The sequence below is a fragment of the Amycolatopsis ultiminotia genome, assembly GCF_039536925.1.
GTDB classification, from domain to species: domain Bacteria; phylum Actinomycetota; class Actinomycetes; order Mycobacteriales; family Pseudonocardiaceae; genus Amycolatopsis; species Amycolatopsis ultiminotia.
The window spans coordinates 1-16,703 of the sequence record NZ_BAAAZN010000011.1 but is presented as its reverse complement, the minus strand read 5'-3'; the positions used below and the strand labels follow the sequence as shown (position 1 = coordinate 16,703).

12 protein-coding genes, 2 tRNA genes and 1 pseudogene are annotated in these 16,703 nt (G+C 69.4%); 7 read left to right on the top strand and 8 right to left on the bottom strand.

Going from position 1 to position 16,703, the window contains the following annotated elements:
- Positions 1 to 2 precede the first annotated feature (2 nt).
- Positions 3 to 773, top strand: a complete 771-nt coding sequence (locus ABD793_RS24105; RefSeq protein WP_344863749.1) for an SDR family NAD(P)-dependent oxidoreductase — start codon at positions 3 to 5, stop codon at positions 771 to 773.
- Positions 774 to 798: 25 nt separating this feature from the next.
- Complete coding sequence (locus ABD793_RS24100; protein ID WP_344863747.1) at positions 799 to 1,632, top strand: aldo/keto reductase; 834 nt, start codon at positions 799 to 801, stop codon at positions 1,630 to 1,632.
- A gap of 22 nt (positions 1,633 to 1,654) precedes the next feature.
- On the opposite strand, the gene ABD793_RS24095 is transcribed toward ABD793_RS24100, so the two are convergent.
- The 4 genes from ABD793_RS24095 to ABD793_RS24080 all read right to left on the bottom strand — a co-directional run bounded on the left by ABD793_RS24095 (position 1,655) and on the right by ABD793_RS24080 (position 7,333).
- Positions 1,655 to 2,485, bottom strand: a complete 831-nt coding sequence (locus tag ABD793_RS24095) for an SAM-dependent methyltransferase (protein WP_344863745.1) — start codon at positions 2,483 to 2,485, stop codon at positions 1,655 to 1,657.
- A 106-nt stretch (positions 2,486 to 2,591) separates the two neighbouring features.
- The gene (locus tag ABD793_RS24090) at positions 2,592 to 3,656 is read right to left on the bottom strand and encodes a WD40/YVTN/BNR-like repeat-containing protein (protein ID WP_344863743.1); all 1,065 of its coding nucleotides are present in this window, start codon (positions 3,654 to 3,656) and stop codon (positions 2,592 to 2,594) included.
- Positions 3,657 to 5,181: 1,525 nt separating this feature from the next.
- Positions 5,182 to 5,742: a type 1 glutamine amidotransferase domain-containing protein gene (locus tag ABD793_RS24085; RefSeq protein WP_344863741.1), complete on the bottom strand. Its 561-nt coding sequence runs from the start codon at positions 5,740 to 5,742 to the stop codon at positions 5,182 to 5,184.
- A gap of 58 nt (positions 5,743 to 5,800) precedes the next feature.
- Entirely contained in the window at positions 5,801 to 7,333 is a 1,533-nt protein-coding gene (locus tag ABD793_RS24080; RefSeq protein ID WP_344863739.1) for a PP2C family protein-serine/threonine phosphatase, read from the bottom strand.
- 236 nt (positions 7,334 to 7,569) lie between these two features.
- Here ABD793_RS24080 and ABD793_RS24075 point away from each other — a divergent pair, with 236 nt between their 5' ends.
- Complete coding sequence (locus ABD793_RS24075) at positions 7,570 to 12,231, top strand: HAMP domain-containing protein (RefSeq protein WP_425548768.1); 4,662 nt, start codon at positions 7,570 to 7,572, stop codon at positions 12,229 to 12,231.
- Here the strand turns inward: ABD793_RS24075 and ABD793_RS24070 are convergent.
- Positions 12,183 to 12,256: transfer RNA gene (locus tag ABD793_RS24070), tRNA-Gly, on the bottom strand. The two genes, ABD793_RS24075 and ABD793_RS24070, sit on opposite strands and share 49 nt — an antisense overlap.
- Before the next feature lie 89 nt (positions 12,257 to 12,345).
- Between ABD793_RS24070 and ABD793_RS24065 the strand changes: the two genes are divergently transcribed.
- Both ABD793_RS24065 and ABD793_RS24060 read left to right on the top strand, forming a co-directional pair.
- A tRNA-Pro gene (locus tag ABD793_RS24065) sits at positions 12,346 to 12,419 on the top strand.
- Between the two features lie 977 nt (positions 12,420 to 13,396).
- Positions 13,397 to 13,771 (top strand): annotated as a pseudogene (locus tag ABD793_RS24060) (transposase); the annotation flags it as partial.
- Between the two features lie 102 nt (positions 13,772 to 13,873).
- Here ABD793_RS24060 and ABD793_RS24055 read toward each other — a convergent pair.
- The 3 genes from ABD793_RS24055 to ABD793_RS42760 form a co-directional block, all read right to left on the bottom strand.
- The gene (locus ABD793_RS24055) at positions 13,874 to 14,248 is read right to left on the bottom strand and encodes a suppressor of fused domain protein (protein WP_344863735.1); all 375 of its coding nucleotides are present in this window, start codon (positions 14,246 to 14,248) and stop codon (positions 13,874 to 13,876) included.
- A gap of 148 nt (positions 14,249 to 14,396) precedes the next feature.
- Positions 14,397 to 14,804, bottom strand: coding sequence for an ankyrin repeat domain-containing protein (locus ABD793_RS24050; protein WP_344863733.1), 408 nt, complete (start codon positions 14,802 to 14,804; stop codon positions 14,397 to 14,399).
- Positions 14,805 to 14,855: 51 nt separating this feature from the next.
- Entirely contained in the window at positions 14,856 to 14,972 is a 117-nt protein-coding gene (locus tag ABD793_RS42760) for a GH-E family nuclease (protein ID WP_425548749.1), read from the bottom strand.
- A gap of 861 nt (positions 14,973 to 15,833) precedes the next feature.
- Here ABD793_RS42760 and ABD793_RS24040 point away from each other — a divergent pair.
- Both ABD793_RS24040 and ABD793_RS24035 read left to right on the top strand, forming a co-directional pair.
- On the top strand, positions 15,834 to 16,187 hold the full coding sequence (locus tag ABD793_RS24040) for a DUF2510 domain-containing protein (protein WP_344863729.1): 354 nt from the start codon (positions 15,834 to 15,836) through the stop codon (positions 16,185 to 16,187).
- 277 nt (positions 16,188 to 16,464) lie between these two features.
- The coding region (locus tag ABD793_RS24035; protein ID WP_344863728.1) for a helix-turn-helix domain-containing protein at positions 16,465 to 16,703 on the top strand (239 nt) is incomplete at its 3' end.

Sequence of the window (16,703 nt, the reverse complement as noted above, 5' to 3'; positions counted from 1 at the left end):
CGATGAACATCGATCTGACCGGCCGGACCGCACTGGTCACCGGTTCCACTGCGGGAATCGGCGAGGCCACCGCGACGGCGCTGGCCGCCGCGGGCGCGGACGTGGTGGTCAACGGACGCACCCCGGAACGGGTCGAGGAGGTGGCACAGCGGCTCGGCGTGCGCGGGATCGCGGCGGACGTCGGCACCGCCGAGGGCGTCGCCGAGCTGGTGGACCGGCTGCCCGAGGTCGACGTGCTGGTGAACAACGCGGGGATCTTCGCCCCGCAGCCGGTGTTCGAGATCCCGGACTCCGAATGGCAGCGGTTCTACGAGGTCAATGTGCTCTCCGGGATCCGGCTGAGCAGGCACTACGCACCGCGGATGGCGAGCCGCGGCTGGGGCAGGGTGGTCTTCGTCGCCAGCGATTCGGCGGTGCTGATCCCGACCGAGATGGTCCACTACGGACTCACCAAGACCGCACAGCTCGCACTTTCCCGTGGCCTGGCCCAGGAACTGGCGGGCACCGGGGTCACGGTGAACAGTGTGCTCCCCGGCCCGACGCTCACCGAAGGCGTCCGCGAGTTCGTCACCGGGCGCTACCCGGACGTCGAGTTCGCCGAGGCGGAACGGCGCTTCCTGGGCAACGACCGGCCGACGTCGCTGCTGCGCCGGCTGATCCGCCCCGAGGAGGTGGCGAACCTGATCACCTACGTCGCCTCCGAGCAGGCCGCGGCCACCACCGGCGGCGCACTGCGCGCCGACGGCGGGGTCGTGCCTACCATCCTGCCCTGATTCCCGTTACCCAGAAAGGTTTTCCGTGACCAGCATTCCGCTCACGAAGCTCGCCAACGGCGTCGAGATGCCGCAGCTCGGCTACGGCGTGTTCCAGGTGCCGAACGACGAGACCAAGGCCGCGGTGAAGGCCGCGCTCGAGGCCGGCTATCGCAGCATCGACACCGCCAAGGTGTACGGCAACGAGGAAGGTGTCGGCCAGGCGATCGCCGAATCCGGCATCGCCCGCGACGATCTGTTCGTCACCACCAAACTGTGGAACACCGACCAGGGCTACGACGAAGCGTTGCGTGCGTTCGACGCCAGCCTGACGAGGCTCGGCCTGGAGCAGCTCGACCTGTACCTGATCCACTGGCCGCTGGCCCGGCGTGACAACTACGTGGCCACCTGGAAGGCACTGGAGAAGCTGTACGCCGACGGCCGGGTGCGCGCCATCGGCGTGTCCAACTTCCAGCCCGCGCACCTGCGCCGGGTGCTCGACGAGGGCACCGTGGCGCCGGCGGTGAACCAGATCGAGCTGCACCCGTATCTGAACCAGCAAGAGCTGCGGGCCTTCCACGCCGAGCACGCCATCGTCACCGAGGCGTGGAGCCCGCTGGCCAAGGGCGGCGAACTGCTCGCGGACGAGGTCGTGACACGGCTGGCCGGCACGCACGGCCGGACCCCGGCGCAGATCGTGCTCCGCTGGCACCTGCAGCTCGGCAACGTGGTGATCCCGAAGTCCGTGACGCCCTCGCGGATCGCGGAGAACCTGGACGTCTTCGGTTTCACGCTGACCGACGCCGAGGTGGCCGAACTGTCCGCGCTGGATCGCGGGCTGCGCACCGGCCCGGACCCGGACACCTTCGACGCGGCCTGATCCGGCCGGGTGGCGCGCTCGTTCAGCGCTTGCGCGCCACCCCGCCGAGGCTCAGGAAGTGCTGGTCGCCGAGCGGGAGCAGACGCGGGCCGGAGGGCCACCACTCGTGCAACGGGACCACACCGGGTTCGACCAGATCGAGCCCGGCGAAGAGGGAGACGATCTCGGCCAGGCCCCGGTGCACGGAGGCCAGCCCGGCGTCCGCGAGTACCGCGTCGATACGGCGCACCAGCTCCGCGCGCGGCGGATCGCCTGCCGGCAGGTGATCGTGGGTCAGCAGCAGGTACGAACCGGGGGCCAGCTGCTCGGCGTAACCGAGCACGATGGCCTGCGCGCGGTCGAGGCTTTCCACGTGGTGCAGCACGTCGCACAGCAGTACCGCGACCGGACGTTCGAAGTCGAGGTGCCGGTAGACGACCGGATCGCCCAGTACGGCACCGGGATCGGTCAGGTCGGCACCGCTGATGTGCACGTGGTCGTTCTCCTCCAGCATGACCCGGCCGTGCACCTGCACGAGCGGATCGTGGTCCACGTAGACCACCTGTGCGCCGGGCCGGAGCCGCTGCACGATCTGGTGGGTGTTGTCCACAGTGGGCAGACCACAGCCGAGGTCGAGGAACTGGCCGATGCCCCGGCCCACGGCCAGGTGCCGCAGAGCGCGCAGCAGCCACTGCCGCCGCTCGCCTGCCACCGCACCGGCGTCCGGGGCGACCGCGAGCAGCCGGCGCCGCAGCGCGCGATCGCATTCGTAGTGGTCCTGCCCGCCGAGCAACGCATCGGTCAGCCGGGCGGAACTCGGCCGGTCCTGTTCCCAGGACAACGCCGGACCGGACATCAGATTCCCCCGGATCATGCCGGTTGCGCCCCTCTCTCGGCGGCTTCCGGCACCGCACCCGGCGACGGACAGTGCCCAGATTACGACACGCGGTGATCCAGGAGAAGCGAGTCCCCCGCGTGGGTCAGGCGAGGGCCAGCGGTGCCCAGGTGCGGCCGCCGTCGGTGGTCCGGTAGACCGCGGATCCGGACTCGGCGTCCGGCAGGCCGTCGACGACCACCCCGGTCGCACCGTCCGGGAAGTCGAGGTCCCACAGCCCGACCCCGCGTTCGCTCAGCACGGTGGTCCGCCAGGTGCGGCCGCCGTCCGTGGTGCGGTGCAGGAATCCGTCGCCACCGCCCTCGGCGGCCACCGTCGCGGAGTCCGCCGTGGCGGCGTCGAACGCCTGGGTGATGCCGACGGTCGGCGCCTCCGCGGTGGCACGGAACGTCTCACCGAGCCGGGGCGCGCGGTACAGCTTGCGCTGCGAGCTGCCCGGCTGTGGTGAGCCGGGACTGCTGCTGCACAACGCGAGCACCTGCCCGTCCCGTACCCCGCCGAGCGACGCGGTGCTGCCTTCCGGACAGGGCGCGGGCGCGGTGGTGAACCGGACTCCGTCGTGGGAAGTCCAGTAGAACTCGGTGCGGTAATCCGCGTCGAGGACGATCTGCAGCCCGCCGCGCACGGCCAGATCGCCGTAGGTGATCCCGCCCTGCACGCTGAACCCCGGCAACGGCTGCAGGACCGGCGAACCGGCCGGACCGGAGTGGACGGTGGTGGTCTCGGTGTCGCCGGAGTGCCCGGTGACCAGCACGAAACTCCGCCCGCCGTGCTCGACGATCTTGGCGACGTAGCGTTGTGCGGCCGCACCGGGCAGCTGCACCGGGAACCAGCGCCGGCCACCGTCGCGGGTCGCCACGATGTCGGTGCCGTCGGTGACGTACAGATCGGTGCCGCCTGCCGCAACGAGCCGGACGTGATTGTGGTTGTCGGGCAACGACATCGGCGGCGCCCCGAGTGCTCGCCAGTGCACGCCGGCGTCGTCGGTCCCGAGCAGCCGCGGACACCAGCCGGAGCCGGCGCAGCGGCTGTAACCGAGCACGAACCCCCGCTGCGGACTGGTCCAGCTGGTCGAAGCCGGCGCGAACCCCGGCACCGACGATCCGGAGGCGACCTGGGCAACGGACGAGAACAGGGCAACGACAGCCACGACCACGACGGCACACCGGATGAGCCTCATGCCGCATGGACGCCCGACCGGCACCGAGGTTGCCCCGCAGCCACGGCCCCGGCCCCCAACCACCCGAACGGCCGCCACCGTCTCCCGGCAAACCACCGGCACTTCCCGACCCGCACCGGCCCGGCAACCACCGGAGCCGGCCAGCGAGCGGGGTTCGGAAACTGCAATCACCGAAAGACGCCCGCCACCGGGCGGGCGCCCGAGTACCCGTGGCAGAGAACGATGTTCACACCCGGAACTCGCCGCGCCTGCGTAGCCCGGAACTCGCGGACGGTCATCGTTCGGACCCTCCGCATTCACTCGACCGCGGTTGCTTGCGGCCCACCGGTCACGCCGGGCTGATGGTTACCCGCCGGGTCCTGCAGTCGCCGGGTCCTGCACTCGCCGGGTCCTGCAGTCGCCGGGTCCGGGTTCGCACGCCGGATCCCGCAGCCGCCACCCGCAGTCACTTGAGGGACCGACAGTCGCCGGCCCGCCGTTCCTCGCGGGGTCCGATCATCGCCCGCGGGCCCGATGGCCCGGGTCGTGGTTGCACGCGGGCAGGTGGTCTGGGTCGTGGTTGCCGGGGCGGCGGCCGTTCGTGCGCTCCGGAACTTGCCCGGGAGCGGTCGCGTCCGCTCCGATGGTTGCCCGCCGGGCTGTGGTTGCTCGCAGGATCGGGCGATGGCAGGCCCTGTAAGCACCGGAACCCGCGGGGTGCCGGGTGGTGGGCGCTTGTCCGGTCGGGAACTCGCCGGGCACGAGTTGCACGTGTGGGCCGCAGGTTATGGGCCGCAGGTTACCGGGGCATGGTTGCTTGCGGGGCCGGTGCTCGTCGCGGACTCGCCGGGCCGTTCGGTCGCAGCTTACCGGAGCCGACCTCACTGTCCACACAGGACCGCCGGGGACCGGCTTCCCGCCTTTCGACAGGAAGTCACCTCACTGGTCCCGGCGCAGCTGCGTGTCCGAGACCTCCGCCGCAGAAACCTCCGCCGCCGGCGCTCCCGGTGTCCGCAGTTCCCCGGCCGGATCAGCCGGCCCTGCTGCTCCGGCTGACCCGACCGGCCCAGCTATCCCACGGGACCCACCTTCCCCCGCAAACCCAACCGGCCCAGCCAACCCAGCCTCCTCGGCCAACCCGACCGGCTCAACTAGCCCAGCTTCCCCGCCCGGCCCAACTTCCCCAGCCGACCCAGCCTCCCCCACCGGCTCAACCGACCCAGCCAACCCGGCCTCCCCGCCCGCCCCGGTTTCCCCTGCCGGCACGGTTTCCGTAACCGGCGCAGGCTCCCGGGGCGGGGTGGGCTTCGCAGCCGCCGGTGGCGGTTCGGCTGCCCGGCCGGGCTCCGCGGGTTCCTCCGGCACCGGCTCGGCTCGGGCGGAGCCGTCGAACCGTTCCCGGCACGAGCGGCCGTATCGGCGCGCGTGCACGGTCATCGCGTCCTCCCCTCCCCGTTGCTCCTGACCCTGCCAGGGTCTCGCGCATCGGCAAGGGACGCCAGCGGATTGCCCGGCCTCAGCCGACCGGGTGGTGACTGCCGGCGAACACCTCGACGATCTTCGCGCAGAACGCGGGCAGGTCGTCCGGATTGCGGCTGGACACGATTCCGTTGTCCAGCACCACTTCCTCGTCCACGACGGTGCCGCCGGCATTGCGGATGTCGGTGCGCACACTCGGGAACGACGTGAGCGTGCGGCCGCGCACGACGTCCGCCTCCACCAGCGTCCACGGGCCGTGGCAGATGACGCCGACCGGTTTGCCCGCGCGCACGAAATCGCCCGCGAACTTCACCGCCGCGGGATCACGGCGCAGGTTGTCCGGGTTCATCGTGCCGCCGGGCAGCAGCAGCGCGTCGTAGTCGCTCGCGCTGACGTCGGCCACCAGACGGTCCACCGGGAACCGGTCGCCCTTGTCGATGTCGCCGTTCATGGCCTGGATTTCGCCCCCGCTCGGCGAAACCAGCTCGACCTCGCCGCCGGCCCGCCGCACGGCGTCGCGGGGTTGCTCCAGTTCGACCTGTTCCACGCCGTCCGCGGCCAGCACGGCCACGCGCCTGCCCTGCAAGGTGTCGGTCATCGGTCCTCCGTCCGGATGGATCACTTCCGGCCGGAGGATTACCCGCCCACGCGGCGGCTTACTCCACAGGCGAAGCGGCCTCGATCGCCAGCACGGCGATGTCGTCGTGCCCGGAATTGCCGAGCCATTCCCGGACCGCCTCACGCAACCGTCCCACGACCTCCTGCGCGGGCAGCCCCACGCAGTCCTCGAGCACGGTGTACAGCCGCTCGTCGCCGAAGAGTTCTGCGGATTCGGTGCGGTTGCGGGCTTCGGTCACGCCGTCGGTGTAGAGCAGGCAGACGTCGCCCTCGGCGAGGTGCGTGGTCGCCTCGGCGAAGCGCGCCTGCGGGGAGATGCCCACGAGGGTGCCGGGCACGCTGATCTCCTCCACGCCGCCACCGCGGCGCAGCACCAGCGGAGCCGGGTGCCCACCGGAGGCGAGCGTGAGCTCGAGCCCGCCGTCGGCCGGAGCGACGGATCCGAGCACCAACGTCGCGAACCGGTTGCTGCCCCCGGCGATGAGCAGTTCGTTCAGCAGCCGCAGCAAGGTGCGCCCGTCGCGTTCGACGAGGTGCAGCGCGGCCAGCGAATGCCGGACCCGGCCGGTCAGCGCGGCCGCCTCCGCGCCCTTGCCGCAGATGTCGCCGACGACCACGAAGGCACTTCCGTCGTCGCGGCCGAGCACGTCGTAGAAGTCGCCGCCGACGCCGAGCACACCGACCGCCGGTTCGTACCAGAGCTCGAAATTCGCGCCCTCGACCCGCGCGGGCGGCTGCGGCCGCAGAGTGGATTCCAGTCCGCGGGTGGCCTCCTCCTGCAGCGCGAACCGGTGCGCGTTGGCCAGTGCCGTGCCCGCCGCGGCGGCGAACGCCCCGATCGCGCGCGGCTGCGCGGAGCCGAACGCAGGCTCGCCCCGCCTGCCGACGAGTACCGCCCCCGGCACGCCCTCGCCGAGCGAGGTGACCGACACGTCGCTGTGCGCCTGGAACTGCTCCGCGACCACCGAGGGCAGCGCGGCGACCTCACCGCCGGGCACCGAACGCGCCTCCGGACGGCCGACCGCGGTGAACGCGTCGGCCACCACCGGTGCCAGCTGCGGGGGCACTCGCCGGATCCGGCCGTGCGCGGGCGCGCCGGTGCCGCCGCTGCTCCACCACTCCCACCGGCCACGGGTCGTGGGCAGCAGCACGAACGCGCAGTCGCCGAGTGCGGAAGCGGCGAGTTCGGCGATCACCCGCGCGGTGCCGTGCCTGCCGCGGGCCGCGGCCAGTTTCGGACCGGCCTCCGCGAGGAACTCTTCGGGACGGCGACGGCCCTCGTCCGGCACCGTCCAGGCCCGCCAGCCACCGGGCAGTGCCCGGATCCGGGCCGGGCGGAGCACGCCCGAGGCGCCGACCTTGCCGGTGGTCTCGGTCACGTCGACGAACTCGGGAGCGTCGTCGGCGGCCAGCCGTTCGGCCGCGGCGTTGGCCCAGCGCAACGCGCCGTCGGGATCGCGCACGAACACCGGGTCGCGGACGTCGTCGAGCACCGCACGCCAGAATCCGGCGTGCTCGGGCAGCTCGGCGCCGGGTGGCAGGGCCGACGCCGGAGCGGGCCGTGACACCATGCACGAACCTCCTGCCTCCGGGTCGACCAACCGGTCCTGGTCCTTCAAGGTTGGCACAGCGTGCGCGGGCGGACTGGCTCGAAGTGTAGGGCGAACCATGGCACGCTGGGTCGACGACCATGGCTGGCACACGCGTGGTGGGAAGGTCGGCAGACATGACAACCAGTTCCGAGCAGGCTTCCGGACGAGCCGGCGCCGCGGGACCGGACGGCGTACCGGCGGGCGAGGAAGCCGCGCTGGAGCGGCTACTGGCCGCGGCACACGACCTCGCCGACGGCAATTTCCGGCGGCGTTTCGTGGCGCACGGCGACGGGGTCACCGCGCAGCTCGCGGCGGCGTTCAACGACATCGCCGAGCGCAACCAGCGGCTGGTCACCGAGCTGATGCGGGTACGCGGCGCGGTCGGCCAGGAGGGCAGGCTCACCGAGCGGGTCCGGGCGGAGGTCGGCCCCGGCGGCTGGTCCACCGCGGTCGACACGGTCAACGGGCTGATCGAGGACGTCAGCCGTCCGGTGGTGGAGCTGGACCGGGTGCTCGGCGCGGTGGCCGAGGGCGATCTGTCCCAGCCGATGGCGCTGCAGCTGGAGGGCCGTCCGCTGCGCGGGCAGTACGCGGAGCTGGCGAAGACGGTGAACGGCCTGCTCGCGCAGCTGTCCCGGTTCGCCGCGGAGGTCATCCGGCTCTCCCGCGAGATCGCCGGCGAGGGCCGCCTGGGCGGACAGGCCGAGGTGCCCGGCGTCACCGGTACCTGGCGCGATCTGACCGACTCGGTCAACTTCCTCGCCGACAACCTCACCGAACAGGTGCGCAACATCGCGCAGGTCACCACCGCGGTGGCCCGTGGCGACCTCACGCAGAAGATCAACGTGGACGCGCGCGGCGAGATCCTCGAGCTCAAGAACACCATCAACACGATGGTCGACCAGCTCTCCGCATTCGCCGACGAGGTCACCCGGGTCTCGCGCGAGGTCGGCAGCGAGGGACGGCTGGGCGGGCAGGCCCGCGTCCCCGGCGTCGCGGGCACCTGGCGGGACCTGACCGACTCGGTGAACCTGATGGCGGACAACCTCACCGACCAGGTCCGCAACATCTCCCAGGTGGCCACCGCGGTCGCCGCGGGCGACCTGACGAAGAAGATCGACGTCGATGCGCGCGGCGAGATCCTGCAGCTGAAAACCACCCTGAACACCATGGTGGACCAGCTGTCCTCGTTCGCCGACGAAGTCACCCGCGTCGCCCGCGAAGTCGGCAGCGACGGCAGGCTGGGCGGCCAGGCCGAGGTGCCCGGCGCGGCAGGCACCTGGCGCGGCCTGACCGACTCGGTGAACCAGATGGCCGACAACCTCACCGACCAGGTCCGCAACATCTCGCACGTGACCACGGCGGTGGCGAAGGGCGATCTCACGCAGAAGATCACCGTCGACGCGCGCGGCGAGATCCTCGAACTCAAGACCACGATGAACACCATGGTGGACCAGCTGTCCTCGTTCGCCGACGAAGTCACCCGCGTCGCCCGCGAAGTCGGTACCGAGGGTCAGCTGGGCGGGCAGGCCACCGTGCCCGGCGTGGCGGGGATCTGGCGGGATCTGACCGGTTCGGTGAACTTCATGGCCAACAACCTCACCGCGCAGGTCCGCAACATCGCCCAGGTCGCCACCGCGGTGGCCCGCGGCGACCTGACGAAGAAGATCGCGGTCGACGCCCGTGGCGAGATCCTCGAGCTGAAGACGACGCTGAACACGATGGTCGACCAGCTCTCCGCGTTCGCCGACGAAGTCACCCGCGTCGCGCGCGAAGTGGGCACCGAGGGGAAGCTGGGCGGGCAGGCCACCGTGCCCGGCGTGGCGGGGACCTGGAAGGACCTCACCGACAACGTCAACTTCATGGCGAACAACCTGACCGACCAGGTGCGCAACATCTCCCAGGTGACCGCCGCGGTGGCGCAGGGCGATCTGACGCAGAAGATCACCGTCGACGCGCGCGGCGAGATCCTCGAACTCAAGAACACCCTGAACACGATGGTCGACCAGCTCTCCGCGTTCGCCGACGAAGTCACCCGCGTCGCGCGTCAGGTGGGCACCGAAGGGCGGCTCGGCGGACAGGCGCGGGTCCCGGGCGTCGCGGGCACCTGGAAGGACCTCACCGACAACGTCAACGTCATGGCCGACAACCTCACCGTGCAGGTGCGCAGCATCGCCACCATGGCGAGCGCGGTGGCCAACGGGGATCTGTCGAAGAAGATCGCGATCGACGCACAGGGTGAGGTCGCGGCGCTGGCCGAAACGCTCAACGGCATGGTCGAGACGCTGCGCGCGTTCGCCGACGAGGTCACCCGGGTCTCGCGCGAGGTCGGCACCGAGGGCATCCTCGGCGGGCAGGCCCGGGTCCCCGGCGTCGCGGGCACCTGGAAGGACCTGACCGAGAACGTCAACTTCATGGCGCACAACCTGACCAGCCAGGTGCGCAACATTTCCCAGGTCACCACGGCGGTCGCGCGCGGCGACCTGTCCCGCAAGATCGACGTGGACGCCCGTGGCGAGATCCTCGAGCTCAAGACCACCATGAACACCATGGTCGACCAGCTCTCCGCGTTCGCCGCGGAGGTCACCCGGGTGGCGCGCGAGGTCGGCACCGAGGGGAAGCTGGGCGGGCAGGCCGAGGTCGAGGGCGTGTCCGGCACCTGGAAGCGGCTCACCGAGAGCGTGAACCAGCTGGCCGGCAACCTGACCACGCAGGTGCGCGCGATCGGCCAGGTCGCCACGGCGGTGACCGCGGGCGATCTCACCCGGCACATCGCGGTGGATGCCTCCGGTGAGCTGGCCGAGCTCAAGGACAACATCAACCAGATGATCGCGAACCTGAAGGAGACCACCTCCGCCAACCGCGAGCAGGACTGGCTGAAGACGAACCTGGCCCAGCTGTCCGGGCGGATGCAGGGGCACCGCGATCTCGCTTCGGTGGCCACGCTCATCCTGTCCGAGCTGGCGCCGCTGGTGAGCGCGCAACAGGGTGCGTTCTTCATCGCGCACGAGGACGGTTCGGACCCGGCGGGCCGGTCGCTGGACTGCATCGCGACCTACGGGCTCGCGCAGTCCCGCACGAGCCTGCGGTTCCGGCTCGGCGAATCGCTGATCGGCCAGGCCGCGGTGGACCACCGGACGATACTGGTGAACGCGGCGCCGCCGGAGTACACCCTGGTGTCCTCCGGGCTCGGCTCGGCGCCGCCGGTGAACGTGATCGTGCTGCCGGTGCTGTTCCAGGGCGAGGTGCTCGGCGTGCTGGAACTGGCGTCGGTGACCGGATTCTCCCCGGTGCATCTGGACCTGCTGGAGCAGCTGCGGCACACGATCGGCGTGAACGTGAACACGATCCTGTCCAACTCCCGCACCGAGGCGCTGCTCACCGAATCCCAGCGGCTGGCGCAGGAGCTGCGGGCGCGCTCCGAGCAGCTGCAGGCCCAGCAGGGCGAACTGCGCCGGTCGAACACCGAACTGGCGGAGAAGGCGGCACTGCTGGCCCAGCAGAACCGCGACATCGAGGTCAAGAACATCGAGATCGAACAGGCGCGCCAGGAGCTGGAGGAACGCGCCGGGCAGCTCACCGTGGCCTCGCAGTACAAGACCGAGTTCATGGCGAACATGTCGCACGAACTGCGCACTCCGCTCAACAGTGCGCTGATCCTGGCGAAACTGCTGTCGGAGAACCCGGAGGGCAACCTCACCGAGAAACAGATCCAGTTCGCCAGGACGATCTACGCCGCGGGCAGCGACCTGCAGCAGCTGATCAACGACATCCTCGACCTGGCCAAGGTCGAGGCAGGCAGGCTGGACCTGCAGATGTCCGATGTGACGCTGCCGGAACTGGTGAACTACGTGGAATCGCTGTGCCGTCCGCTCACCGCGGACAAGGGCCTGGAGTTCGCGGTCATGATCGACCCGCCGGTGCCGGGCAGCGTGCACACCGACGAGCACCGGCTGCAGCAGGTGCTGCGGAACCTGCTGTCCAACGCGGCGAAGTTCACCGACGAGGGCGGCGTGCGGCTGCACATCCGGATGGCCGCACCGGACGAGGTCGAGCAGCAGACGCTGCAGTCGGCGGCAGGCATCATCGCGTTCGCCGTGGAGGACACCGGGATCGGCATCCCGGAGGAGAAGCTGGCGATCATCTTCGACGCCTTCCGCCAGGCGGACGGCACCACCAGCCGCAAGTACGGCGGCACCGGCCTCGGCCTTTCCATCAGCCAGGAGCTGACCGAACTGCTCGGCGGCGAACTGCGGGTGGCCAGCGTTCCCGGCCGGGGCAGCACGTTCACGCTGTACCTGCCGGTCGGTGCGGCGAACCTGATCGCGCCCACCACACCGGTGCGCCCGACGCCGAAGCTGCCGGTGCTGCCGAGCACGATCACCGTCTCCGAGCCGAACAGCGCCCCGAAGCGCTTCGACGGCGAGAAGGTGCTGATCGTGGACGACGATCTGCGCAACGTCTTCGCCCTTGCCGCGGTGCTGGAGCAGGCCGGGCTGGAAGTGATCTACGCGGACACCGGCGTGGCCGGGATCCGTGCGCTGGAACGGCACGAGGACACCGCGCTGGTGCTGATGGACGTGATGATGCCGGAACTCGACGGCAACGCCACGATCGCCGCCATCCGCGCCGAGGCGGCACACGAGGACCTGCCGGTGATCGCGGTGACCGCCAAGGCCACCGAAGAGGACCGGGAACGCACCCTGGCCTCGGGCGCCGACGACTACCTGACGAAACCGGTGGACACCGACCGGCTCCTGGACGTGATCGCCACCCGCCTCGAAGCGGACGCCACCTCGTCCCCGCAACCCGGCAACCCGGGCGAAAATGGAGCGGGTGACGGGAATCGAACCCGCGTAGCTAGTTTGGAAGACTAGGGCTCTACCATTGAGCTACACCCGCAGCGCCCCCGACTCGACCCGGGAACACGCTCAGCTTAGCGTGCACGCTAAGCTGAGCCACACACCCCCCGGGTACACCGACGGGGGCACCGGGATGTGGCGCAGCTTGGTAGCGCATCCGCTTTGGGAGCGGAGGGTCGCAGGTTCAAATCCTGTCATCCCGACGTACTGGGGCTGGACCTGCGGGTTCAGCCCCTTTTCGTGCCGCCGGACGCGGCAGGCCGGCGGACACAACGCGCAGTGCCACTCCGCTGTGAAGGTTTGCCCGTACGCAACCGAGCCGTGCCCCTCGCTCCGCCGGAGCGGCAGGCACTCATCACCGAGCGGACCATCCCCTCGAATCCGAGAACAAGAGCCCCCCGGACGATCCGCGGCTACACCGACGCCGTGCGCTTCTTCCACCTCTGGCGCGCGGGGCCCGTGGCCCCGCCGGACGCCGACGCGGCCGAGTGGCTGACGGACGTTCCACCCGCGCCGAACGAGCCGTCCCACCACCAGCCACGGCACGTCAAATGCTGGATCGCCCACCAGCCGGCTACGACCAGCCCGGGTAACGCCAACCACAACTACCGAGCCCTGCACACCTGACTCCTCCAGGAAGACGAGATCGCCGCCAATCCGATGACGCGAATGAAGCCCCCGCACATTCCAACCCAGCCGGCCACCTTTCGGAAATCGCCAATCTCGACTTCAAGCACCTCGACCCCACCCGCCACACCATCGACGTCCTCGCCACGGGCAACAAATGGCGAAGCCTCCCGTCCAGCCCCGCCACCGGCAAAGCGACCTGCCGCCATCTCCGCGTACGCAGCCGACACCCAGCCGCCGAACTCACCAACCGTCTTTAACTCTCCGACTCGGCCGAAGAATTAGGCAGAAATCTACACGCCCACCCCGGCCGACACTTCTCACCACACCACTTCATGAAGGCCGGCGCCAGCAAGCGCGACCTCATGCTGCTCAACAGTTGGTCAACCGCAAGGCAGCACATGATCACGGTGTGGCGGATAGCAGCCCGGCTACCCGCCACACCGACGAACGAGTGATCTACGTCGACGAGTTCGGGCCACTGAACCTGCAGCCCTGACCCGGCCGTGCTGGTTGCACCACGGCCGCCCGGCCCGCCACCTACACGCGAACCGACGGAGTCCTGCACATGTTCGCTGCGCTCGATCTGGCAACGGGCAGATGTTTCTACCGGGTCCGTGACCGCAAACGATGGCTGCTATTCCTCGACTTCTGCAAGCAACTCCGCCGCCGCTTCCCCACCGGGAAGCTCTACCTGATCTGCGACAACTGGCGCTCCCACGGCAAGGCCGAGGTCACCACGTGGTGCGCGGCCAACGACATCGAGCTGGTCTACACACACCCACACCTTCTGGCTGAACTGGATCGAGTACGAGTTCACCACGGTCCGCTACTTCACCCTCGACGGCAGCAACTACCCCAGCCACACCACCCAAGCGACAGCGATTGCCGGTTACCGCCGCCGGCGCACCCGCGTCGAACGCAATGACCTGGCCGAGGCAGAGAGCTTCGATGCCACCGGTCGGCAAGATCAGAGGACGTCGTGAAGCGTTGCTCGCGTTCCACGATCACCCGCAGAGCGTCGGGCACGCTAGTTTGGCCTGCGGGTGACGTCGAGCAAGGGCGGGTTGGTCTCTTCGAGCAGGTCGATGAGTGCCTCGATGCCGCGGCTGTCGGCTTGCGCGATCTCGGAGTCGGCGAGCGGGATGAGGGCCATCATCTCGGCAATGACGCGGTGGTGGTCGTCAAAGACCGCGGTGAACGAGTCTTCGAGGTAAGGATGAGCGCCCACGAGGATGCCACTGATCGCGGTGCGCGCAAGCAGCGGCTGTCCGTTGGGGATGACTTGGTTGTTCACCACGCCGCGTCGCTGGCTCAGTACGAGTTCGAGGGTCAGACGGACGAGATGCTGAGCAGCCCCATCTTGTCCGGCGCGGACGGAGGCCACGAGCTCCTGGGGGTACACGGCCGCGATGGGCAAACTCGCGAGGCCGTGGGTGGCGAAGCTGACGAACTCGGGCCGTTCGTGCCGCCAGATCTACACCTCCCCACGCGAATATCCAGCACACCTGCGCCGAGGTGCCCGGTGAGGTGTTCGTCAACGCGGGGGTCGGTCATGGCTGCAACAGCTCCGCGAGCTCATCCGGGAAGCCGAACTGTCCTTTGGTGATCTCAGCCGGCGTATGGCCGTTTTTTTCCGTCGCGGTCTTGTCTGCCCCGTGGTCGAGCAGAAGTTTGATCATGGCGCCGTCAGGTGACTTGCGCCAGCGGATCACCGCGAGGTGAAGCGGCGTGGCGCCCGGGTCGTACACGGCCTGCACGTCGGCTCCGGCGTCCAGGAGTACGCAAGCTGCCTCGACCGCGCCGTCCTGCACCGCGAAGTGCAACGGCGTGTAACGGATACGCCGGTCAGCAAGGTTCACATCGACACCTGCGTCCAGCCGTACTCGCACGCCGGCGACGTCGTCGTTCTTGGCGGCGTAGTGCAGCGGGTCGCGGCCGTCACGGTCCAGCTCAGACATTCTTCACCTCGTTCCTATTCGTCATCCACCCTAGCGCACACACCACCGTCATCACGGAGGCAATTCGTATCGATGACTTTGATTGGCTTCGGGCGTTTCCAACCGGTAACGACTCGGGTCATTCTGATCCTCAATGAGCCGCTGCCGATCGTCACCGCCTGCTTCCACTTATTGCTTGTACCGCCACCATTCTTCACCCAGCTGGCGACCGAACTGGGCTTTCCCCGGGGTCCGCACTGAAATGCCATTTTGGCCTGGTTTTCCAGTGTCGGGATTGGCCTTGACGAGACTTCCGTCCGGGTTGCGCGCAGCGGGGATACGCTCTCGATTCGCCTGACATACGAAATCGCCCAGACCCATCCAGCTCTCCTTCTGCGTCCCGGTAGATCACGCGCTTCGCGGACTCGCGGAGTTTGACGCCGTTGCGGGTGAGTTCGCCGAGCTTCCAAAACAGGGAGCCTGGACGCAGAGGCAGAACCCATCGACATCCCCGCACACCTCACCCCGATCCAGCGCGACATCCGCAACCTCTACACCGACTATTTGACCTGGCTTGACCCCCATGGCGCGGCGGCTGTGGTCGGCGCCCACTTCGGGATGAACGCCGCCTCGATCACGCGCATAGTGGCTCGCGTCGGCGCTCACGAGGCCTCCAAGTGATGGCCCGGCTTGCCGCTCGCGGCCTCCTCATCCTCGCGGTGTTCGCGGGCTATCTCGCAGCCTGGCGAGTGCTCCGGTGACTGCCGTCGGTCGGGCCTTCGGGTGGGCCGTGCTCTGGGCTATCGGTGCCGGATACCTGGCGTACGCGTGGGTGGCCACTGTCAACCCAAACTCGGTGTGCCTGCGGCACGGTCGCGTTGAGAACGGCGTGGTTGTGGTGGAGGTGCGGAGGTAGCCACTTATACGTTGGAGTTCGAGTGGGACGGCGGTACGGCTGTTGTCGCGGTGACCACCACCGGATCCTCGTAACAACCAGCGCATCCCGCACGACCTCTGAAACAACCGCACTGAAGAGAAGGGCCCAAGCTCATGGGCGTCATCCGCAAGTCCCTCATGTTCGGAAGCCTCGGCCTGGTCAGAGGCTCTTCGAAGAAGCAGCGCGTTGCCAAAGCGCAGCTGAAGGAGCTGCGCAAGCAGACAGCGATCGTCCAAGCACAGGCTCAAGCCCAGGTCTCTCAGACTCCGGCCGCACCAAGGCCAAGCACCTTCCGTGAAGGACTGCGCGCAGGCTTGGGCACCAAATCAGTCGAGCAGCCCGCACAGCTCCCTGCCGCACCGCCCGAGGCGCCCGCGCCGGGCTGGTACCCATCACCTCAACAGACCGGACAGATGCAGTGGTGGGACGGCGCACAGTGGACGCCGTCGTTCGCGCCCGCGACGTAGGGAGGCTTCCCCCAACTAGCCGCTTGCCGTAGAACCCCGGTCACCACGAAAGGTGACCGGGGTTCTTTACGCGTCAAGCAAGGTCAGTTTTGCCCGTCGACCTGCCCACGCAGCCTCGCGCCACGCCGAGGGCATCTCGGCCAGAGCCTCCCGGGCGACCCGTGCAGCTTCCTTGTCGTCACCGAGTGGGTGCAACACGAACGCGCGTTGCCCGTGGAAGAACGACGGCACGTACCAGTAAGCGGACGCGGGTAGCTCACCCGAGCTGGCGCGATACGTGAGCGATCAGAAACCAGGACCATCCCGCAACGTGCTGCTGGGCGTCGCGCTCCGCGCAGCACGGGGACGCGCCCACTTCGGACTCCGGGAACTGGCCCGCCGGGTCCGGGCCAACCCCGCCCTGATCTCCAACTGGGAACTCGGCCAACGCACCCCCTACGTGGTCGACGTCGCCGGCATCCTCGGCGCCCTCGGCGTCACCGGCGACGACAAACGACGCATCCTGCAACTCGCCCG

What these genes read in the sequence shown, in the direction of transcription:
- ABD793_RS24105 (WP_344863749.1), top strand. Translation starts at nt 3, where the DNA reads ATGAACATCGATCTGACCGGCCGGACCGCACTGGTCACCGGTTCCACT.
- ABD793_RS24095 (WP_344863745.1), bottom strand. Translation starts at nt 2,485, where the DNA reads ATGATCCGGGGGAATCTGATGTCCGGTCCGGCGTTGTCCTGGGAACAG.
- ABD793_RS24085 (WP_344863741.1), bottom strand. Translation starts at nt 5,742, where the DNA reads ATGACCGACACCTTGCAGGGCAGGCGCGTGGCCGTGCTGGCCGCGGAC.
- ABD793_RS24080 (WP_344863739.1), bottom strand. Translation starts at nt 7,333, where the DNA reads ATGGTGTCACGGCCCGCTCCGGCGTCGGCCCTGCCACCCGGCGCCGAG.
- ABD793_RS24050 (WP_344863733.1), bottom strand. Translation starts at nt 14,804, where the DNA reads ATGTCTGAGCTGGACCGTGACGGCCGCGACCCGCTGCACTACGCCGCC.
- ABD793_RS24040 (WP_344863729.1), top strand. Translation starts at nt 15,834, where the DNA reads ATGGGCGTCATCCGCAAGTCCCTCATGTTCGGAAGCCTCGGCCTGGTC.